Below are 20,047 nucleotides of genomic sequence, written 5' to 3'. Positions count from 1 at the left end.
GAAGGGATTAGTAATTATTTTTCCTCCCAGTGATTTCAGCGGATGGTACGAGACTCCTGCGGGAGTAGCGAGCCAAGCAAGACCCCGCAGTGAGGTACGAGCGAGGAGGCTTGCGGATCGCCCGCGGAAAGCGAGTACCAGGAGCGGAAATCACTCTATGTTTTAAAAGCAACAATCTTTTAGAAATAAGCCAAAATGAAACAGACAGACCATAGGCAATTTTGTGGATCTGTCTGTTTTTATTTATCGTTTGTTAGAAGGGGAGTTCATGACTCTCTTTTTTAATTTAATTAATTCCAAGCATTGCAGAATAATTATGTTGGAATATACCTACATTTTTGATAAATTTAAATTATCATAGAATTACATATTTTAGTGAATACGGGGGGCGCTTATGTCTGTAAAAGAGAATGTGTTAAAAATCAAAGAGAATATTGGGAAAGTTATCATCGGAAAGGATGACGTGATTGAGTTAGTCCTAAATTCTCTCATTAATAAAGGTCATATTTTACTTGAGAGTGTTCCAGGTACAGGCAAGACAATGCTTGCGAAAAGTTTTGCAAAATCGATTAGTGGAAATTTTAAGCGCATTCAATTCACTCCAGATGTGCTTCCAAGTGATATTACCGGTATCCAATTTTTTAACCCGAAGGAGCAAGAATTCCAGCTTCGTCCAGGTCCGGTTATGACCAATATCCTGTTAGCTGATGAGATTAACCGTGCGACTCCAAGGACTCAATCAAGTTTGCTAGAGGTCATGGAAGAACGACAGGTGACGATTGATGGTGAAACATTAAAACTACCTTCACCATTTGTCGTAATCGCAACACAAAACCCAATTGAATCACAACAGGGAACTTTTCCACTTCCAGAGGCACAAATGGACCGATTTTTTGTGCAAATTGATCTTGGCTATCCAAGCTTTGAAGAAGAAAGGCAAATCATGAGAACGTATCGACAAAACAACCCAATTGAGGACATTTTAGAGGTTCTTACAAAAGAAGAGATTCAAGCTATGCAAACGGAGGTCAGTGAAGTAAGGCTTTCTGATGAAGTTGAGGATTATTTATTACGAATCGTTCATGCCACTAGAAAGCATGCAGATGTCGAAGTTGGAGTGAGCCCAAGGGGGACGCTAGCGCTGATGAAAGCTTCTCAGGGTAAGGCATATTTAGAAGGGCGTATGTTTGTAACTCCAGAGGATATTAAGTTTATGGCTCCGTATGTGATTTCACACCGTCTTGTACTGACGATGGAGGGATCATTGAAAAAGACGAATCGCCAGATCGTTCAGGAGTTGCTTTCAACCGTTTCTGTGCCGGTAGAAGCTGGAGCTGTAAAATAATGAACTGGCAACGGCAAATATCAATTGGAAATGAAATGTCCTACTTGATCTTCCTTTCTTCCACATTTATTTTAGTGGGGATCCTTTCCCAGGTTTTTTTACTTGTGTTTGTTGGGGTACTATTTCTTTTATTTGTCTTTTTAAACAAATATTATTTAAGGCATGTTGGAAATAAAATAATCATTTCTGTTGATAAGGATACTGTCAAACTCTTTAAAGGTGAAGAAAGTGATTTTTCTCTTACATTGAATCAAGAGGGTCTATTACCAATCTTTAATGGTCACATCCGGATGACGATAGATCATGTAGTAGGTTTTAAGAATGAAAGAAAAGTATTAGAAACGGAACAGATTGAACTAACTTTACCGCTAACTCTTTTCGGAAGACAGGCCTTTACGACAACACTTCCATTCGAAGGGAAGCAAAGGGGAGTTGCGAAAATCCGTAAACTCGAGATAAGAATTCCCCATTTATTTGGCTTTGGTGAGGCATATCTTCGTTATTTGAAGCCGGTTAACTTTGAAACGATCATTTATTCTTCACCTGAAACCGTAGGAGGAATTGAAAAAATTGTTCCGAAAAATCAAGGGGAGTACCCTATCCGGTCTTCGTTTTTTGAAGACATGACAGCGATTGTTGGAACGAGGAGTTATGTACCAACCGATCCTTTTAACAGGGTTCACTGGAAGGCGAGTGCGCGTACCAATCAATTGCAAACAAAACTATTTGATAAAACGGCTCAGTTTTCATGGACGATCATTATCAATGTACGTGAGCGGAAATTGGAGAAATATTTAAGTGGATTAACGTATTTGCTAGAAACAGCAACCGTAAAAAATATTCCTTTCGAGGTTTTTGTCAATGTAAGGAGAGCTGGAAAAACACCCTATATCCATCTGCCTCTTGGAGTAGGGAAGGAGCATTTAGCGAAAGCACTCGAATTGATTGCTAGGCTGAGTAAACATAGTGTGACAATTCCATTTCATTACATGATCAATAAAATTACAAGACAACAGCAACTATCACCCTATATGATTGTGTTAGGAGAAATGGAAGAAAATGAGCAATTGATTTTACGAAGTTTTGCAAGAAAGGGTGTCGATTGTTTTAAAATAATCGAAAATGAGGACGCGATTTATTTACAGAAAGCTTCCTCCTCAGTAAAGAGGGGGGATTCATATGCGATTTAGTCAATCATTACTGAAATCCTACCAATATGTAATGGAAGTCATCCTTCTTTATATTTTATTCATGCTGTTATATATTCACACGGAGCAGCTGCCACCTATTCTGCCATTTCTGTTTATTACAGGTGTTGGAGCTATGGTGATTGCGTTCTTGTTATCACTGATGAAATCAAACACACCGTATGTATTTATTATGTTAGTTGTACCACTGCTTGCTCTTGTTAGCAGTGAAATGGGGATGTCTTTCAGTCAGAGTCTAGTTCTTGGGGCTATCGTTTGTTACCGTATGGTTGTTCATTTTCATAAAAATCCGAAGCTGACAGAAGCATTTATCTTAAATGGTAGCTTGCTTTTTGGTGGACTTACGTATTTTGCGGCAAAAGTTCAAGGGTATATCTATAGTGATCTTGTGTTGTATTTACTTGTGACTCAATTGGTGTTCTTCATGATTGGTAAAATCTTAAACAGTGTAAGTACGAGTTCACTTGTCATGAAAGAGATGACCACGAAAAACAACTCATGGTCTGTAATCGGATTATTTAGTGGTCTGTTTGTAGGTGCTATTGGTGTTGCCGTGATTTTTCCAATTGTTTTTGTGAAGGGCTTGTCCTTTGTATCAACGATTATTGGGACCAGCTTGTATTGGGCCTCAAAGCCACTTTTTAATGCAGTTGAAGACATTGATTCATTTAGAGGCTCACGTGGTGAAAGTGTTGGCTCCTTAAATTGGGAGGATAATGATAATAAAAATCCGTTATTAGAAATGCTAGGATATTTTGATATCTGGTTTTATCTATCTATTTTAGGGGCTATCATTTTAGCGGTGATTCTCTTCTTATTAGCTAGAAAACGATTTGTAAAAGAGGCAGTTGTTGTGCGAGACGTCTTTCAATATGCAACGGTCACTGAAGGGATTCAGGTGCCTACTGCAAAATGGAGAAGACCAAGAAAACAAACGCCACAGGCAAAGGTTAGAAGGCTTATCCTTGAATTAGAGGTCCTTTCGGCTCAGAACGGCCTGGGTCGCTTTCATCATGAAAGTGTCACAGAATGGCTAATGCGAAACCAATTCCTTGATGCTCGTCTAGTTGAACTCTACGAAAGAGTAAGATATGGGGATGAAGAACTGAACGATAATGAAAACGCGGCTTGCGAGGAAATGGCGAAGGAAATAAAAGCAAAAATAAAAAACGTAAAAAAGCAAAAATAAAAGGTTCTTATCCAAAAGATTGTTGTTCTTAGAAAATAAAATACAAACTTTGTTGGTTGGAGCGTAGGGCGGCGACTCCTCGAAAATACATTCGCATTTTCTTTGTGCGTGGGTGATTTTAAGGAAGAAACTCAAAGTCCTGCGGGAAAAGCGTGAGACTTGAGACCCCGCAGGAGCGACCAGTAGAACGAAGCCTAAAAGCGCCACGTCCTGTGGCAACGGCTTCGTGACCTACATCGTGTAGGCCTGAGGAGGCTCAAGCCACGCCCCCGGAAAGCGCCTGCCTGAAGCGGAAATCAACGAAATAAAAAACAATAAAGTTTGCGATAATAGCCCAAAAAAGAACCTGACGTTACATTCAGGTTCTTCTTGTCAATCAAACGAATTGTTTACTATTTTCTTTCAAGATCATTTCAACTGCTTCAGCAACTGTTTCAACCACGTATTTTGCTTCTTTTTTTACATCATCATGTGCTGTAGACATCACAAAGCTGTAAGGAGTTAAACGAAACATAGGAATATCATTAAAAGAATCTCCAATACAGGCCATTTCCTCAGGTTTTAAAGTAAGATCTTCGAGAAGTTTTTTGATCGCATTCCCTTTACTAATTTGTTTTGGCATAATGTCCAAGACATGTGTTTCAGAAATGAATATATCAATCTCGTCTTTAAATTCATTCGAAAGTTTTTTGTGAATCTCGATAATATCATTCTCAAAGCCAATTAATGTAATCTTTGAAGGTTTGACTTCGTTAAACTTCGAACCTATTTCAGGATCAATGATGATTGGATGAAACATTCTTTTTTGGACTCCCTCGACATACTCATTGTTTTCATGTGTGTAATTGGTGTCGTAGCTACAAACAATTGTAACGAATTTAGGGTCTAATATTCTTTTATAAATCTCTTCAGCTGTTTCTGTTGTAAAAGTACGAGAAAAAATCGACTTCTCATCAATTGTCGATGCAAAAGCACCATTTTGACTAATGCGATGAAAATTTTGCCCAATCGATTTTAATACTTCTTTTATTTCAGTATCCATTCTGCCTGTCGCAATACTGATTTGAAGTCCTTCTTGTAATGCTTGTTTTAAGGCATCGGCGTCCTCAGATTTAACTGTATTATTTTCCTGTAATAGTGTTCCATCTAAGTCACTCACAATAAGTTTGATCAATGAAAACACCTCCAACTTTAGTTTGTAAATAAAATACAATATTTGCTTATTATACATGATAATCATTACGGACTGGTATCCTAAAGGTTTATGTTTTGTAAAATAACGTCTATTTTATTATAAATTTTGGAAATGAAAAAGATTCTCAATTTTTATTGTTGTCGGATTATGAATCAAATTGTTGAAAAAACTTTGTTGACTATGCTATACTCTTCGGTGTAAGAGGTTAGGTTGTAAAGTAAGTGTTTGTCACGACTTCTACATTTCTACATACGCATTGCATTTACGTGTTACTGATACGATCAGGCATGAGTAAAGAAAAAGTAAAAACTTGAGGAAAGGAGCAGCATCCTCTCCCTAGTGTTTTATTGTCTTTCTCATGCCTTTTTATTTTTGGCGTTTAAATACAGGTATGCGACTCTTTCTTTACATATCTACCGAAAACGAACAAATACTACAAGTAATCATTTTGATTCTTAAATAATTGAAAAGGGGAAATAATCCATGGCAGAAAAAACGTTTAAAGTTACAAGTGAATCAGGAATTCATGCACGCCCAGCAACAGTATTAGTTCAGGGAGCGAGTAAATATAATTCAGATATTCAATTAGAATATAACGGAAAGTCTGTTAACCTTAAATCTATTATGGGTGTTATGTCTCTTGGAATTGGTCAAGGTGCTGAAGTGAAAATTGTTGCTCAAGGTTCTGACGAAGCAGAAGCAATCGCGACTCTAACAGAAATCATGGCGAATGAAGGACTTGGTGAATAATGTCTACTATGATTAAAGGTATTGCTGCTTCTGCAGGGATTGCTATTGCAAAAAGCTTTCGTTTAGAGCATCCTGATTTGACAGTTGAAAAACAAACAATCAGTGATAAAGATGCAGAAATAAAGCGCTTTGAGGATGCAGTTAATCAATCAAAAGATGAATTAGAAGTGATTAAAAATCGGGCAAATGAAGAACTTGGAGAAGACAAAGCAGCAATCTTTTCCGCTCACCTTCTCGTACTAAGTGATCCTGAGCTCATTAATCCAATTAAAGATAAAATCAGTTCTGAAAGTGTAAATGCTGAATTTGCGTTGCAAGAAGTTGCAAGCATGTTCATTACAATGTTTGAAGGCATGGAAAATGAATATATGGCAGAACGTGCTGCTGATATTCGTGATGTCACAAAACGTGTACTTTCGCATTTGCTAGGAGTTTCAATCACGAATCCTAGTATGATTTCTGAAGAAGTAATCATTATTGCAGAAGACTTAACTCCTTCAGATACTGCTCAATTAAATCGTAAATATGTAAAAGGATTCACAACTGATATTGGAGGACGTACCTCTCATTCTGCCATCATGGCAAGATCGATGGAAATTCCAGCTGTTGTCGGAACAAAGGCTGTTACTTCAACTATTCAAAACGGGGTTATGGTGATTGTCGACGGGCTTGATGGTGATGTTATCGTTGATCCTTCAGAAGAGGTTTTAGCACAGTATCGTCAAAAGAAAGAACAATATGAAGCTCAAAAAGCAGAATGGGCTAAATTAAAAAATGAAAAAACCGTTACAAGTGATGGAGAGCATGTTGAACTTGCTGCTAACATCGGAACTCCTGAAGATGTGAAGGGTGTTCTTGAAAACGGTGGAGAAGCAATCGGACTTTATCGTACAGAATTCTTATACATGGGGCGTGACCAGCTTCCTACTGAAGAAGAACAATTCGATGCGTATAAAACCGTTCTCGAAAAAATGGAAGGCAAGCCTGTTGTCGTTCGTACACTAGACATTGGTGGAGATAAAGAACTTCCATATTTAAACTTACCAAAAGAACTAAATCCATTTCTTGGCTTCAGAGCGATTCGTCTTTGCTTAGAAGAACAGGAAATTTTCCGTACACAGCTACGTGCATTACTTCGTGCAAGTACATTTGGTAACCTAAAGATTATGTTCCCAATGATCGCTACACTTGATGAGTTTAGACAAGCAAAAGCCATTTTAATGGAAGAAAAAGAAAAGCTTGTGGCAAGTGGAACTGCTGTTTCTGATTCCATTGAAATTGGAATCATGGTTGAAATTCCATCCACTGCAGTATTAGCTGATCAGTTTGCAAAAGAAGTTGACTTCTTTAGTATTGGAACAAATGATTTAATTCAATACACAATGGCTGCAGACCGAATGAATGAGCGTGTGTCTTACCTTTATCAGCCATATTCACCTTCTATCCTGCGCCTTGTTTCAATGGTTATTGAAGCAGCACATAAAGAAGGCAAGTGGGCAGGAATGTGTGGAGAAATGGCCGGCGACACAATTGCGATCCCAATCCTTTTAGGTCTTGGATTAGATGAATTTAGTATGAGTGCGACATCCATTTTACCAGCACGTACTCAAATTAAAAAGCTCTCAAAAGCTGAAATTGCAAGTAATAAAGAAAAGATTCTATCTATGAGCACAACTGAAGAAGTTGTTGAGTTTGTTAAAGCAAACTATATGAACTAAAGAAGAAACGAGTCTAGCTTAGACTCGTTTTTTTTATGGTCTAGGAAATTATAATAATTATCATTGTGGATAAATTTTATGGGTGTATCCTAGTCCAGCACCAGCGCCTAGCCCCTCTCTGGTCATGCCAATCTCTTCGAGGACGTGGCAAACGTAGACGTTCAACTCAAGGCGCTTTCGTTTTTGTTCCTTGAAAGGGATTTTTCCATTCCATTAATAATCCGTAATTACAGGATTCTTCGTCTTCGAGATAGTTTTCAATTAGCTCGACCGGCGTACGTCCACAACGGAGGAGAAAGGTTATCACAGGGTCTCGTAATTCACCTGTCATGACCTTGTCAATGTATTTGTCTGCACTAATTTCTGTGGCGTGCTTTGAGTACCCGGAAATTCGTCCCCCACCTAATAATCGCTCTAATTTTAAATGAACAACCACCTCATACATCGACTGCATAAGCCATTTACCAAGGCCATATTTTCGGTATGCCGGACTCACACAAATATCTACAATATATAGTGTGTTTCCACCAGGGCTATGATTTCGTATATATCCATGATCCGTGATTTCTTCCCATGTATGCTTTGGATGACTAGGATCAAACTGAACAATTAATCCAGTCATGGACCCGCAAATTTTTTCATCGATTTCAACGCAAAGAGCACCTTCAGGAAATAAGGTTACATGATTATGTAATTGTTCTTTATTCCACCATAATTCAGAAGGAAATGGGGGAGGAAAGCTTTCACGTTGAACTTGTATTAAGCCATCAAAATCAGTTTCCCGATAATTTCGAATCACGCACTTTTTCGGTTGATTTTTATCAAACACATACAATTCTTTTTGAAACATGCTATTCACCTCACAACACATTTTACGTTACAAATCGTGTAATGAGAAGGGAAACTATTCGCATTTTTGACTCGTTTCAAAAAACTCATCAACCACTTCTTCAATTAAGCTAGGCTCGGGCTGTTCTCCTGTAAAAGAGAAAGTCAATTCCTTGATAAATTCACCATCCCGATATACATGGATCGCCCCTTTTTGACTAATCACACTGTATTCTGTTTCAAATCGATAGCCTTCACGATCAATTGCACCCATTGTCATCGCTCCTTTTCACTTTCACGATGTTCTTATTGTTTCTTATTGTTGCATAAAAAAGTACATATTTTTCATAAAACACGCCAATTTAATGATGAGGAGGTATAAGCTATGCCAGACAATGATCGAGATTATCATGCACGTGACCCACATTTTGATGGGAGATATGAGGGGATTATCAATGATGATATGGCAGGAAATCAAATAGGGATAAGGCGAAAACATGGTTCAACCTAAAAACCCTTATCATATGAAGCCTAAAGTTGATAAGGAAATGAAAAAGTTTCAGGATATGTTTGACGAGAAATGACATGAAGAAAGCCAGCAACCTTCAATAGTTGCTGGCTTTCTTATTTGTAATGGTGATCTTAGCACCAAGCAGCTCCAACGATGATTAGAAGGATGAATAGTACAACAATCAACGCAAAGCCTCCGCGAAATCCGTAGCCACCATAACCGTAGCCACAGCCACCGTAACCAAATCCTGGGTATCCATATCCAAATCCCATAACACATCTCCCTTTCTTTTTTATAATGAATCTTTAATTTACTTAAAGAATTACCATCCTACATAAGCGGATCCTACAATAACCAATAAAATGAACAATACGACAAGCAAAGCAAAACCTGTTCCATATCCTACTCCACCACTCATTTAGAACACCTCCATATATCTATTTGTTATATCCTATGGAAAATGCACAGAGGATGTAAGGTACAAATCCCCAATTTTCCTAGATTTTTTTTTAGTCTTGTTACATTTTAAAATATGGTATGATGAAAATAAAAACGAGGGAGTTAATATGATGGTACATAAAAATGTCTTACATAGTAACGCGGTAGTTGGGTTTATTGGAACAGGTGTGATGGGAAAAAGTATGGCTGGCCATATCCTTTCAAAAGGATATAAAGTTCTCGTCTATACACGTACAAAGGAAAAAGCGGCTGAACTTGTTGAACAAGGCGCAGTTTGGAAACAGTCAGTAGCAGAAGTGGCTCAAGAAGCAAGTCTTGTCATTACAATGGTTGGATATCCGTACGATGTGGAGGAGGTCTACCTAGGTGAAAACGGGCTTTTGGCACATGCAAACGAGGGAACGCACTTTATTGATATGACAACCTCGACTCCTTCTTTAGCAATCAAAATTTATGAGGCTGCAAAACAAAAAGGCATGTATTCCTTAGATGCACCTGTCTCCGGTGGAGATGTCGGTGCAAAAGAAGCAAGATTGGCCATTATGGTAGGTGGCGATCGTGATGTATTTGAAGCATGCAAGCCACTTCTAGAAATAGTGGGACAGAACATCGTATACCAAGGACAAGCGGGTTCCGGCCAACATACGAAAATGTGTAATCAAATTGCGATTGCATCAAATATGATTGGTGTTGCGGAAGCGATGGTATATGCGAAAAAATCTGGACTTGATCCTGAAACAGTATTAAAAAGCATTTCAACAGGTGCAGCTGGAAGTTGGTCACTAAGCAATCTGGCTCCTCGGATGATCGCTGGTAACTTTGAACCTGGTTTCTTCATAAAGCATTTTATTAAAGACATGGGAATCGCTCTTGAAGAAGCAAAAGCAATGGGAATGGAAACACCAGGTCTTGAGCTTGCGAAAAAAATGTACGACGAACTAGCTGAAAAAGGGGAAGAAAATAGCGGCACCCAAGCCATCTTTAAGCTTTGGGAATAAAGGGTTCGATGGATTCAGAGACCCAGTATTCTGCTATCGGCCATCTAAATTTATTTATTGACTGTATTCTTTTAGGAATTGGCCGCAAAATCCTGCGTATAGACGTATTTTATAACTTATGAACATATATACGTTTGGCAATTAACTCACTTGCCTATTTTTGTATAGAAAAACCCTTAGAGAAGAAAATAAAGATGATAATCTCTAAGGGGGTGCACGTTCTTATGGCAAAACGAAATAAAAAGAATGATCCCGAACAAAAGAACAAAAAAGGTTTTGATTCGGCTGTAACGGATACTGAATTCGGGAAAGAGTTGGGTAGTGCAGCAGCAAACAAAGCGCACAAGAAAAAAGCAAAAAAAGAAAAAGCGTCTAAAAACGATGGAAAATACGAAGGTGGACTTTAATTCCTCACCTACCAAATTCGACAAGTATATGTACTTGTCGAATTTTTTTTCTACATTCATCAATAAATAATCTAAAATCTAGGTCACTCCACGACCTAGATTTTCGTATTTTGACAAACTCCAAAAAATATTGGGAATTTTGCTGAATTTTCTTTATAATAATAATAAAACAGGTCTTTCTACCTATGGATATGATATAGCCCCTAACTTAATGTAATAGTATAGTAAAAAAATGGTTACACCTACCAAAATACACGTACAGAATACTTTCAAATTCATATACAGGATTGACCATAACAACGAAATAAGTGATAGAGAGGTGGGGGTTCAATAGATGAGAACAGGAAATTCACAAAGTGCTCCGGAACATGTATCGGCAACACCTTCATCTGTTAATCTCGTATTAACAGTGACTGTAAATGGTCAAATTCTTTATATTTCTAGCAACTGTGAAGATGTTTTAGGCTACACAAAAGATATGTTAATTGGAACTTCAATCAAAAATATCATACATAAAGATGACCGGTTCATGCTTGAAAGTTATTTTTTCAATAAACAACAACAATCAGCATGTGCACTAAGAGTGTTGAAAACTAATAATGATATTATCTGGTTCGAGACTATTGTTGAGCCTATCTTTGACACCACGTCTTGCGAATATGAAGAAATTCTTTTAAAAATGAACGTGTTAGTGGATCCCGCAAATGACCGCATTCTTGAGGAGAACAGCCCTAATACGTTGTTATCATCGCTTTTTCCGGATAAGACTTTCCCGATTACTAGGTTAGTTGATGCCCCTATTTTAATAGATGAAGCTCCATTTCCAATCATTATTGCAAAATTAGGTCAAATCGTGTATTTTAACAGGGAAGCAGCTTCCTTATTAGAAATTCAACACCCGGATGAGGTAAGTGGGAACACAATTTATCAGTTTATAGACGAAGAATTCCACGAAGTGGTGGGTAAACGAATTGAGCAGCTTCAGAGTGGCTTTCGTTTAGGTATAATCGAACAAAGATGGAAGAAACAAAACAGCGAAAAAATTTATGTGGAAGTGAAGGAAGTTCCAATCTATATCCATGATGAAATCTATGAGTATATCGTTTTGCACGATATCTCATCACGAAAGTCATTCCACGATATCATCCATAGAAGCCGTGAACGCTACCAACGAATTATTCAAAATTCAATCGATACCATCGCTGTCATTTATCAAAACAATTGGGTGTTTATCAATGACTCAGGTGTAAAAATGTTTGGGGCTAACAGCTATACAGAAATGTTAGGGAAAAATATTTATACCTTTCTTCATCCAGATAATCATGACCAAGTCAGAGAATTCATCGGTATTGTAAATTCCGAAAAGAAGGAAGTTAATTTTAGTAAACAATCATGGTATACATTTCAAGGAAAGCAAATTTATACAGAACTAATTGGCATACCAACAACTTATTTCGGGGAAGCAGCCGTTCAAGTCATTATTCGAGATATATCTGACCGAATAAAAGCAGAGGAATTAATGATTAAATCTGAAAAACTATCTATAGCCGGACAGCTTGCTGCGGGAATTGCGCATGAAATAAGGAATCCATTAACCGCAATCAAAGGATTTTTGCAATTGTTTAATGATGAATTCCAAGGGAAACAGAATTATTTTGATATTATTTTTTCTGAATTAAATCGCATTGAATTAATCTTAAGTGAGCTTTTGCTATTGGCAAAGCCGTCCGAAATAAAATTCAAGAATAAAGATATCCGGATTATTTTGCGTGACGTTGTGACACTTCTTGAGACACAGGCCATTCTGCAAAATATTCAAATCAATATTGATTTTGTGAATGAAGATTCGATTATTACCTGTGATGAAAATCAGATTAAGCAAGTCTTCATCAACCTCATTAAGAATTCCATAGATGCGATGGAAAATGGCGGAACAATCATTATTCGTACAAGGGTTACAAATGACTCCATCTATATCTTATTTATTGATGAGGGGTGTGGCATTCCAAAATCCATCCTTGACAGAATTGGGGAGCCTTTTTATACAACGAAAGAAAAAGGAACAGGCCTTGGCCTAATGGTAAGCTATAATATTATTGAAAACCATAATGGAGAAATTACCGTAGATAGTAAAGAAAACGAAGGCACAACCTTTAAAATAAAGCTTCCACGGATAAACGAAACGGTGTAGCTACTGAAGGCTGCACCGTTTTTGTCAATAGAAATGGCTAGTGCATCTCGCACTAGCCTATTATTTATTGTAAAAAATGATGTTGGGACAGTAACAAATTATATTGTTTTGTAAGTTTCATAAATAAAGTTTCATCTCGATCAATTAGTGATTGGTCAATTTGTTTAAGCAACTGTTCTTTCTTAAAGGAGGCCTGTGATTGGATGAGAACCATTTCTGCTACCTTCTCATACATCTCTTCATCAGGCGTTTGAGGTATAACAACTACTTCATTTTTTTGCTCTTTGTTAAAATGGTCCATTACGTAATCACTCCTTTTAATTTTTCGCTTATTTGTAAAAAACGTTGGTTTACCTATAAGCGTCACTAGATCCATGCTATTTTAGGAAACTATGGCATCATCTAGTTGTCTTTCTATTATGAAGGGAAAACGGTAAAAAGTAAAGGATTTTTTAGAAAATTTAGATATGTCAGAACTTAGTTGAATTGGAAAACGTTTTGATAAGTGTTGGAGATTAAGAAAAAATGGGTTACTTTCCTAATTTACATCATAGTATGATATGAAGACTTTTTATAAAAGGGAGGTACCTGCTATGAATCAACCATATGGTGGATATCAAATGAATCCGTATAACCGAGCAGTTCCACAATATTATTATCCAAATTATCCCGTTAATGGCTACCAACAAGCTTATTATATAAATCCAAACACACCGGAAAATCAAAAAAGACAAACAGAAGAGTTTCAAAACGTGTGGAAAGAAGTACGAAAAAATGTCAAACCTCATTATGATGAATTAGCAGAATTTAATGTTAACCGAAGAATGTCTCAGTATATAGCGATGCAGCTTGTCATGTTTACACTAATGACTCAAAATCAATTTTCAGGGTCTTTAGATCAAAAGGTAAATCAGGCCTATCGGGCTTTTCGGAATCAAGCTAATTGGATCTTCGTTGTGCTGGGCCCCTATCGCATTCCAGAGCAGGTTCTTCAACGGATTATGAAGGCGATTATTCGACTTACTTATGAAAATATTGGCTACACTCCTGAAAAAAATTGGAGCGATTGGGAGGACCTTGGAGGTTACCTAACATCGGGACCGTCGGCTACGGTTCCCGGAAGAAACCAATTAGATGTCTATGTACGTGGAAGAAATCGGGTCCTCTACCACCGGATGTGGGACGGATCAAACTGGACAGATTGGGAGGAGCTTGGAGGATCTCTCACTTCTTCACCGGCTGCCGTGTCATGGGGACCAGGACGAGTAGACGTTTTTGCGCGTGGTGATAATAACCATTTAATTCATAAATACTGGGATGGCTCATCATGGAGTGAGTGGGAGGATTTAGGAGGAGTTCTCTCGTCATCGCCTGCGGTTGCATCGTGGGGAGAAAATCGACTAGATGTATTTGGCAGAGGTACGGATCGCCATCTTTATCATAAATTTTGGGATGGTTTGGAATGGAGTGAGTGGGAGGATTTAGGCGGTGTCTTAACGTCAGCACCTGGTGCCGTATCATGGGGACCTAATCGAATCGATGTCTTTGCTAGAGGAGAGAATCGAGCTCTTTATCATAAGTATTGGGATGGGTCGAACTGGAGCAATTGGGAGGACCTTGGTGGTCAATTAACCTCAAGTCCTGCTGTATCTTCAAGAAAATCTAATAATCTAGATGTTTTCGTAAAAGGGACAGATAATCATCTGTATTTAAAAAATTGGGACGGAAGTAGTTGGAGTGAGTGGGAAGATCTTGGTGGAACATTAACCTCCGAACCATCCTCTGTCTCATGGAGTCGCAATCGAATTGATGTCTTTGCAAGAGGAGTAAACAATCAACTGATCCATAAATGGAAAGCATAATTTTAGGTAGCAGCAATCCTCCACTACAGATGGCGGGAATGCAGAAAGAAATTCAGAGTTTGATCTTGTATGCACTAAGGAGTTGTGAAAATGCCAAGATATGTATGGGGAGTGGATTCGGCGGCAACAGCCGATGAAGAATTATATACATGTGTGAAAAGTAAATTTGGAAACCCGAAATTTTGGGGGAGATATTTGAGCGAAGTGCCAAATGTTTCACACGCCTTAACAAGAGAAGAAATTTCATTTTTACGAAATCGTGGAATTAAGGTTTTGCCGATTTATAATGTTTTTTCTGATGCGACTAGCTATGAAAAAGGACAGCTCGCTGCCCGAAATGCCGTATTTAATGCAAGACGTCTCGGTATTCCCAATCATGTAGCTCTATTCGCAAATATCGAGCGTTTTTTTGCTGTAGATGAAGCGTGGATTCGCGGGTGGGTGGAGTCTATCTACCCAACCGGTTATCGTCCGGGTATTTACCATGATCCAGTCGAAGGCGATTTTTCCAATGCGTATTGTGAGGCAGTTCGAAAAAATAAACAGGTTGCAGTACAAACCATATTATGGAGTGCTGAACCTGAGCCTGGGGTGTCGAAGGAACGAAATGCGCCCAACTTTAGACCAGTGTCACCGAAATGCAAAGCCAATGTATGGGTATGGCAATATGGAAGAGACGCCCAAGAATGCCCGATTGATACAAATTTAGCCGATCAACGCACCTTAAATTACCTCTATTAAAAAACCAGGTACATACACCTGGTTTTTTAATTGGACTTATCGATAACTTTCTCCTAATTTTTTGAATACGGGTTTTTGGTAGGATCGTTTGTGTGGTGATTGAGTATTTTCTATTTTTTCTTCGATTCCAACGTATTGCTGCAGAAGGCTTTTAGCTAGAGAAAGTGATAGATGAGTTTTCGGGTTGCGATATGTCTGGTTCAACTTTCCAAGGTGTGGCAGGCGTGAGAAGTCTTCTTTTGTAGGAGGCATGTGAAAATAATAATCCCCTGCTGAAATTAAAACATCAGATTGCTGTTGACTATTTTTCGGGTTTCTGGAAAAATGAAGCCCTTCTTTTCTGGCTTTTCCTTCTAAGATAAGCTTTTCTAGGGCTTTGCGCTTAAGTAAATATAAAAATTTAGGGTTTGTTGCCGTTTTAGCATGACGATTCACAACAAAGATAGCACGAGCAAGGTTGTCCACAGTTGGTTCAAGCGGGGTTTGATTTACCTGTTTTTTCATACTTTCTCTCCTTTCTATCTTTTATTATACTTGTAGTAGTGAATTTTGACAAATTCAATAACATGTATACGATACATAGTATGTTATCAATTGATATATTAAAATAGTTCTATAAAAAATAAAGGTTTTTATCGATATATGCAGAAAGATTTACTATTACATGAAAATAGGGAATGGTATTATGAACAGAATGAATAATGTCATCTTAAAGGATGATCAATTTAGCCGTTTTGATGATAAAATCGAAGCAATCATCTTTGAAATTATCCTTAAGCATATCAAGGATTTAATATACGTTATGAAAGTAGAGGACAACGGCAGCTTTTCCTATGTTTTCTTAAATGAAGAAGCCAAGGGGCATGCAAAATTAACGAGTGACAGTCTAGGGAAAACACTTCACGAGGTATTACCATTTGAAACTGCAGATCATCTGCATGAACAATACAAGTCTGTTATGGAGAATAAAGTACCGGTCTCTTTTCAGGATGTGGTTGTTTTAGCTGACAAGAGAGTCGTTCATGGAGAATCTATCCTAACGCCGATATTTGATGAAAATGGTGATATTACATTTATCGTAAGTGTTACACGTGATATTTCTGCTAGAGTTGCCGATAAAGAAATGATAACGTACATGGCCTATCATGATCCACTTACAGGGTTGCCAAATCGAAGTTCATTAAAAAAGGACTTAGATGACGCAGTAGAAGAAGCAGAAATGAAAAATCAAAATCTAGCATTAATGTTTATTGATCTTGACCGTTTTAAATTTTTTAATGATTCAATGGGGCATGTTGCTGGCGATCATCTATTAAAAGAAGTGGGTAAACGATTAGCTTCTATTAGCGAAAAAAGCTATAAGGTGTTTCGCCAAGGTGGGGACGAATTTATTGTGATCCTTCCAAACACATCCAGAGAACTTTCTGAACAATTCGCTCAAAACGTGAACAGAGCTTTTGAAAAGCCTTTCCGATTAGAAGCAAAGGAGTTTTTTATATCCGCTAGCATCGGAATTAGTCTCTATCCAACAGATGGAAGAGATGGCGACTCCCTCATAAAAAATGCTGATACGGCCTTGTATCGGGCGAAGGAATTAGGGAGGTCACTTTATCAATTTTATAGTTTAGACTTACAAAAACAAACAACTCACTTGATGCAGCTGGAGACAGGTCTTAGAAAAGCAATCGAAAAAAATGAACTTCAAATCTATTACCAACCACAGTTGGATCTGAGTACAGATAAAGTGACTAGCTTTGAGGCGCTTTTACGGTGGAAGCATCCGGTTCTCGGGTTCGTGTCACCAGCTGAATTTATTCCAATTGCGGAGGATACAGGTCTTATTTTATCAATTGGAGAATGGGTTATTCAGACGGTATGTCGAAAACTAAAGCAATGGAAAGAGATCGGGTATGGTTCAGTTTCGATTTCAATCAATTTGTCACCAAAGCAATTCCAGCAACCTGAATTAGTGACAATGATTCAACAAAATATCGAAGAAAATCAAATCTATCCAGGATGTCTTGAATTTGAGCTTACAGAAGGGGCTATGCAGGACCCGAAGAGAACGTTGCAAACCCTCGCAAAATTAAAACAGATTGGTGTACGAATTTCGGTAGACGATTTTGGAACAGGTTATTCTTCTTTAAGCTATATTAAAGAACTTCCGATTGATACACTTAAAATTGACCAATCCTTTGTTAGGGACGTGCTACGTGATGAGAAGGATGCTGCGATTACAACAACGATTATTCACTTAGCACAAAGCCTGGGTCTCTCTGTTATTGCAGAGGGTGTAGAAGTAGAACAACAGGTAGAATTTTTCAAAATTATGGGTTGTCATAAGGTACAAGGCTATTTCTTTAGTAAACCCATTCCAGAAGATGATATGGTTGAACATTATCTCAAAAACAAGTAGAGATAGTAAAAGAGGATGTCATAGTGACATCCTCATTTTGTGGTCTAGGAATTTATAAAATTTATCATTGTGGATAACTTCTATTGGGTGTATCCACGTCCAGCTCCAGCGCCTAGCCCCTCGAGGTCATAAGTCAATCGCTTCGGAAGGCAAGAAGCGCCTTCTGTCAGCGCTCGTCTTATGCTTGTCGGACTTGCACAGGATGTGCTGACGTCTACGTTTGCCACAGGACGTGGCAGTATTTAGTAGACGTTCAACCCAAGGCGCTTGCGCTTTTGTTCCTAGGTAGCAACTAATGTAAAAAAAGAGATTTCGGGTTTAGCAAGAAAACGTAGTGGTAATCTTGTTGTCCCAAGCCCTCGATTGACATAAAGGAACATATTAGTTGGTCCAATTCGGTGACCACCTTCAACGTAGATACTACCAAGCGGAGGGGTAATCAGTGGGCCGAAAAATGGAATTTGGATTTGGCCACCATGACTATGACCTGATAATTGCATATGAGCTCCAACTTCTTCTGCGCGCTCGGCAATATCTGGCTCATGTGCAAGGAGAATGGTAAAACTAGAAGAATCCACATTTTTAAAAGCTTGTTCAAAATTAGGGCGACCCAACATGACATCATCTAGCCCAACAATTGTAATCTTAGAATCCTCTACGAAAATTTCCTCCGAGCTATTCATTAAAAGGGTAAAACCCGTTTGATTCATCATTTCTTTATATATTTCCGATCCATAGCCTCCATGGTCATGGTTCCCATAAATTGCAAATTTTCCAAGGGGTGCTTCTAAACGTTCAAGAATCGAAATAAGCTGGTTGGTAGCAGCGTATTTATTAGGCTCATCCATTAAATCGCCTGTAAAAAACAGAAGGTCAGGGTTGAGATTATTTATTTTATCTACGATATTACTTAGTTGCTCTAAAGAAAAATAGTGCCCAACGTGTGTATCACTGAATTGAACTATTTTTATATGATCGAATTTCTTCGGAATGGTAGGATGCTTAATAATGTGCCTTGAAACTTCGAGTTGCTTCGGTTCAATATAGCGGGCATAGCCATACCCGATTGAAGAAGCGATAATAGCTGTTGAAGTAGTAGCTAACACTCTTTTTAAAAATTGTCTTCTTGTATATTTTTTAGACATCCTAACCGCCAACCTATCTATCAAATCATTTGAAGTCATGACACTAGTGTAGCATATTCATATTCAAATAAATTTTAAATATGTATTACACATGTTAAAATGGTATAATAAAAAATGAATAGTCATTCATTTTGTGGAGGGGATAGGATGAAGGGGAAAGTTGTAATTGTTACAGGGGCATCAAGTGGTATGGGGAAATATATGGCAAAGAGGTTTGCAAGTGCTGGAGCCTTTGTTGTTATTACAGGTAGGACACTTGAAAAATTGGAAGAGACGAAAAAAGAAATTGAAACCTTTCCAGATCAAGTTCTTATTGTTCAAATGGATGTAAGAGAGCCCGAGCATGCCCAGCATATGGTTAAGGTAACTGATGAAGCATTTGGACGAATTGATTATCTCGTAAACAATGCAGCAGGGAATTTTATCTGTCCTGCTGAAAAGCTATCGGTGAATGGTTGGAATGCTGTCATCAATATTGTATTAAACGGAACATTTTATTGCAGCTCCGCGGTTGGAAAGTATTGGATCGAAAAGAATATCAAGGGCAGTATGATTAATATGGTCGCTACATATGCTTGGGGAGCTGGTGCCGGAGTGATTCATTCAGCAGCAGCAAAAGCTGGTGTGTTATCCATGACGAGGACACTTGCTGTTGAATGGGGAAGTAAATATGGAATTCGTGTTAATGCGATTGCACCTGGCCCGATTGAACGTACAGGTGGAGCGGAAAAACTTTGGGAATCAGAAGAAGCAGCAAGACGAACGCTTGGAAGTGTGCCATTAGGACGATTAGGAACACCAGAAGAAATCGCAGAACTCGCCTATTTTTTATTATCCGATCATGCAGCCTATGTGAATGGGGAGTGCATTACGATGGATGGCGGTCAGTGGCTAAATCAGCATCCATTTTAATAGATTCGAAAGATTAAAAAGATCACGACTTGTGGTCTTTTTTTAGTATGGAGATTTGTCAAATTTCTTTCTTTTTTTCAATGGATTAATGAATGAATTGTTTGTATACCGTTTATTGTGTCAAAATATGCAACTATTTAACGAACGATTGATACCCATAGGATGAAGAGAA

The 20,047-nt window shown here is 38.1% G+C and carries 20 protein-coding genes and 1 pseudogene; 13 read left to right on the top strand and 8 right to left on the bottom strand.

The features are described 5' to 3' along the window. Positions 1-394: 394 nt before the first annotated feature. The 3 genes from RGU12_RS03915 to RGU12_RS03905 are packed head-to-tail and all read left to right on the top strand — an operon-like array spanning position 395 to position 3,742. Complete coding sequence (locus RGU12_RS03915; RefSeq protein WP_309534883.1) at positions 395-1,345, top strand: AAA family ATPase; 951 nt, start codon at positions 395-397, stop codon at positions 1,343-1,345. Continuing rightward, entirely contained in the window at positions 1,345-2,535 is a 1,191-nt protein-coding gene (locus RGU12_RS03910; protein ID WP_309534882.1) for a DUF58 domain-containing protein, read from the top strand. Before RGU12_RS03915 ends, RGU12_RS03910 begins: the two co-directional genes overlap by 1 nt. Next, positions 2,525-3,742 carry a hypothetical protein gene (locus RGU12_RS03905; RefSeq protein ID WP_309534881.1) on the top strand — a complete coding sequence of 406 codons (1,218 nt, stop codon included), beginning with the start codon at positions 2,525-2,527 and terminating at the stop codon, positions 3,740-3,742. Before RGU12_RS03910 ends, RGU12_RS03905 begins: the two co-directional genes overlap by 11 nt. Positions 3,743-4,118: 376 nt before the next feature. Here the strand turns inward: RGU12_RS03905 and RGU12_RS03900 are convergent, their stop codons facing one another. Then, positions 4,119-4,916: an HAD family hydrolase gene (locus RGU12_RS03900; protein WP_309534880.1), complete on the bottom strand. Its 798-nt coding sequence runs from the start codon at positions 4,914-4,916 to the stop codon at positions 4,119-4,121. A 504-nt stretch (positions 4,917-5,420) separates the two neighbouring features. Between RGU12_RS03900 and RGU12_RS03895 the strand changes: the two genes are divergently transcribed. Together RGU12_RS03895 and ptsP are read left to right on the top strand one after the other, a co-directional pair. Next, the gene (locus RGU12_RS03895; RefSeq protein ID WP_116350766.1) at positions 5,421-5,687 is read left to right on the top strand and encodes a phosphocarrier protein HPr; all 267 of its coding nucleotides are present in this window, start codon (positions 5,421-5,423) and stop codon (positions 5,685-5,687) included. After that, positions 5,687-7,405: a phosphoenolpyruvate--protein phosphotransferase gene (gene ptsP / locus RGU12_RS03890; protein ID WP_309534879.1), complete on the top strand. Its 1,719-nt coding sequence runs from the start codon at positions 5,687-5,689 to the stop codon at positions 7,403-7,405. Before RGU12_RS03895 ends, ptsP begins: the two co-directional genes overlap by 1 nt. A gap of 166 nt (positions 7,406-7,571) precedes the next feature. Here the strand turns inward: ptsP and RGU12_RS03885 are convergent, their stop codons facing one another. Both RGU12_RS03885 and RGU12_RS03880 read right to left on the bottom strand, forming a co-directional pair. Further along, entirely contained in the window at positions 7,572-8,255 is a 684-nt protein-coding gene (locus RGU12_RS03885; protein WP_309534878.1) for a GNAT family N-acetyltransferase, read from the bottom strand. Between the two features lie 54 nt (positions 8,256-8,309). Beyond that, positions 8,310-8,507, bottom strand: a complete 198-nt coding sequence (locus tag RGU12_RS03880; RefSeq protein WP_309534877.1) for a DUF5370 family protein — start codon at positions 8,505-8,507, stop codon at positions 8,310-8,312. Between the two features lie 111 nt (positions 8,508-8,618). Between RGU12_RS03880 and RGU12_RS03875 the strand changes: the two genes are divergently transcribed. Continuing rightward, on the top strand, positions 8,619-8,744 hold the full coding sequence (locus RGU12_RS03875; protein ID WP_309534876.1) for a hypothetical protein: 126 nt from the start codon (positions 8,619-8,621) through the stop codon (positions 8,742-8,744). A gap of 131 nt (positions 8,745-8,875) precedes the next feature. On the opposite strand, the pseudogene RGU12_RS23750 reads toward RGU12_RS03875, so the two are convergent. Next, positions 8,876-8,959 (bottom strand): annotated as a pseudogene (locus tag RGU12_RS23750) (YjcZ family sporulation protein); the annotation flags it as partial. Positions 8,960-9,066: 107 nt separating this feature from the next. Next, positions 9,067-9,162, bottom strand: coding sequence for a YjcZ family sporulation protein (locus RGU12_RS03865; RefSeq protein ID WP_116350760.1), 96 nt, complete (start codon positions 9,160-9,162; stop codon positions 9,067-9,069). Positions 9,163-9,313: 151 nt separating this feature from the next. Between RGU12_RS03865 and RGU12_RS03860 the strand changes: the two genes are divergently transcribed. The 3 genes from RGU12_RS03860 to RGU12_RS03850 all read left to right on the top strand — a co-directional run bounded on the left by RGU12_RS03860 (position 9,314) and on the right by RGU12_RS03850 (position 12,799). Beyond that, entirely contained in the window at positions 9,314-10,201 is an 888-nt protein-coding gene (locus tag RGU12_RS03860) for an NAD(P)-dependent oxidoreductase (protein WP_309534875.1), read from the top strand. A 224-nt stretch (positions 10,202-10,425) separates the two neighbouring features. Continuing rightward, on the top strand, positions 10,426-10,608 hold the full coding sequence (locus RGU12_RS03855; protein ID WP_136380113.1) for a hypothetical protein: 183 nt from the start codon (positions 10,426-10,428) through the stop codon (positions 10,606-10,608). Between the two features lie 334 nt (positions 10,609-10,942). Then, positions 10,943-12,799: a PAS domain S-box protein gene (locus RGU12_RS03850; RefSeq protein WP_309534874.1), complete on the top strand. Its 1,857-nt coding sequence runs from the start codon at positions 10,943-10,945 to the stop codon at positions 12,797-12,799. A 64-nt stretch (positions 12,800-12,863) separates the two neighbouring features. On the opposite strand, the gene RGU12_RS03845 is transcribed toward RGU12_RS03850, so the two are convergent. Next, a complete protein-coding gene (locus RGU12_RS03845; RefSeq protein WP_309534873.1) occupies positions 12,864-13,100 on the bottom strand; it encodes an IDEAL domain-containing protein in 237 nt (78 codons plus the stop codon). Between the two features lie 292 nt (positions 13,101-13,392). Here RGU12_RS03845 and RGU12_RS03840 point away from each other — a divergent pair, with 292 nt between their 5' ends. Together RGU12_RS03840 and RGU12_RS03835 are read left to right on the top strand one after the other, a co-directional pair. After that, entirely contained in the window at positions 13,393-14,661 is a 1,269-nt protein-coding gene (locus RGU12_RS03840) for a PLL family lectin (protein WP_309534872.1), read from the top strand. 90 nt (positions 14,662-14,751) lie between these two features. After that, a complete protein-coding gene (locus tag RGU12_RS03835) occupies positions 14,752-15,402 on the top strand; it encodes a glycoside hydrolase domain-containing protein (protein WP_309534871.1) in 651 nt (216 codons plus the stop codon). A 36-nt stretch (positions 15,403-15,438) separates the two neighbouring features. Here the strand turns inward: RGU12_RS03835 and RGU12_RS03830 are convergent, their stop codons facing one another. Then, positions 15,439-15,906, bottom strand: coding sequence for a YkyB family protein (locus RGU12_RS03830; protein ID WP_309534870.1), 468 nt, complete (start codon positions 15,904-15,906; stop codon positions 15,439-15,441). Between the two features lie 181 nt (positions 15,907-16,087). Between RGU12_RS03830 and RGU12_RS03825 the strand changes: the two genes are divergently transcribed. After that, the gene (locus tag RGU12_RS03825) at positions 16,088-17,818 is read left to right on the top strand and encodes a sensor domain-containing protein (RefSeq protein ID WP_309534869.1); all 1,731 of its coding nucleotides are present in this window, start codon (positions 16,088-16,090) and stop codon (positions 17,816-17,818) included. Between the two features lie 281 nt (positions 17,819-18,099). On the opposite strand, the gene RGU12_RS03820 is transcribed toward RGU12_RS03825, so the two are convergent. Continuing rightward, complete coding sequence (locus RGU12_RS03820) at positions 18,100-18,963, bottom strand: metallophosphoesterase (RefSeq protein ID WP_309534868.1); 864 nt, start codon at positions 18,961-18,963, stop codon at positions 18,100-18,102. Positions 18,964-19,110: 147 nt separating this feature from the next. On the opposite strand from RGU12_RS03820, the gene fadH reads away from it, so the two are divergent. Beyond that, positions 19,111-19,875, top strand: coding sequence for a 2,4-dienoyl-CoA reductase (gene fadH / locus RGU12_RS03815; RefSeq protein WP_309534867.1), 765 nt, complete (start codon positions 19,111-19,113; stop codon positions 19,873-19,875). Positions 19,876-20,047 lie beyond the last annotated feature (172 nt).

It is taken from the genome of Ferdinandcohnia sp. QZ13, assembly GCF_031324165.1.
In the GTDB taxonomy this organism is placed as follows: domain Bacteria; phylum Bacillota; class Bacilli; order Bacillales; family Bacillaceae_L; genus Ferdinandcohnia.
This window is presented reverse-complemented; position numbering and strand designations above follow the sequence as displayed.

Excerpts from the sequence above, each read along its gene's own strand:
- RGU12_RS03835 (WP_309534871.1), top strand. The coding sequence starts at position 14,752 with ATGCCAAGATATGTATGGGGAGTGGATTCGGCGGCAACAGCCGATGAA.
- RGU12_RS03880 (WP_309534877.1), bottom strand. The coding sequence starts at position 8,507 with ATGGGTGCAATTGATCGTGAAGGCTATCGATTTGAAACAGAATACAGT.
- RGU12_RS03825 (WP_309534869.1), top strand. The coding sequence starts at position 16,088 with ATGAACAGAATGAATAATGTCATCTTAAAGGATGATCAATTTAGCCGT.
- RGU12_RS03850 (WP_309534874.1), top strand. The coding sequence starts at position 10,943 with ATGAGAACAGGAAATTCACAAAGTGCTCCGGAACATGTATCGGCAACA.
- RGU12_RS03855 (WP_136380113.1), top strand. The coding sequence starts at position 10,426 with ATGGCAAAACGAAATAAAAAGAATGATCCCGAACAAAAGAACAAAAAA.
- RGU12_RS03840 (WP_309534872.1), top strand. The coding sequence starts at position 13,393 with ATGAATCAACCATATGGTGGATATCAAATGAATCCGTATAACCGAGCA.
- RGU12_RS03905 (WP_309534881.1), top strand. The coding sequence starts at position 2,525 with ATGCGATTTAGTCAATCATTACTGAAATCCTACCAATATGTAATGGAA.
- RGU12_RS03885 (WP_309534878.1), bottom strand. The coding sequence starts at position 8,255 with ATGTTTCAAAAAGAATTGTATGTGTTTGATAAAAATCAACCGAAAAAG.
- RGU12_RS03820 (WP_309534868.1), bottom strand. The coding sequence starts at position 18,963 with ATGTCTAAAAAATATACAAGAAGACAATTTTTAAAAAGAGTGTTAGCT.
- RGU12_RS03895 (WP_116350766.1), top strand. The coding sequence starts at position 5,421 with ATGGCAGAAAAAACGTTTAAAGTTACAAGTGAATCAGGAATTCATGCA.
- RGU12_RS03860 (WP_309534875.1), top strand. The coding sequence starts at position 9,314 with ATGGTACATAAAAATGTCTTACATAGTAACGCGGTAGTTGGGTTTATT.
- ptsP (WP_309534879.1), top strand. The coding sequence starts at position 5,687 with ATGTCTACTATGATTAAAGGTATTGCTGCTTCTGCAGGGATTGCTATT.
- RGU12_RS03910 (WP_309534882.1), top strand. The coding sequence starts at position 1,345 with ATGAACTGGCAACGGCAAATATCAATTGGAAATGAAATGTCCTACTTG.
- RGU12_RS03830 (WP_309534870.1), bottom strand. The coding sequence starts at position 15,906 with ATGAAAAAACAGGTAAATCAAACCCCGCTTGAACCAACTGTGGACAAC.
- fadH (WP_309534867.1), top strand. The coding sequence starts at position 19,111 with ATGAAGGGGAAAGTTGTAATTGTTACAGGGGCATCAAGTGGTATGGGG.
- RGU12_RS03915 (WP_309534883.1), top strand. The coding sequence starts at position 395 with ATGTCTGTAAAAGAGAATGTGTTAAAAATCAAAGAGAATATTGGGAAA.
- RGU12_RS03845 (WP_309534873.1), bottom strand. The coding sequence starts at position 13,100 with ATGGACCATTTTAACAAAGAGCAAAAAAATGAAGTAGTTGTTATACCT.
- RGU12_RS03865 (WP_116350760.1), bottom strand. The coding sequence starts at position 9,162 with ATGAGTGGTGGAGTAGGATATGGAACAGGTTTTGCTTTGCTTGTCGTA.
- RGU12_RS03875 (WP_309534876.1), top strand. The coding sequence starts at position 8,619 with ATGCCAGACAATGATCGAGATTATCATGCACGTGACCCACATTTTGAT.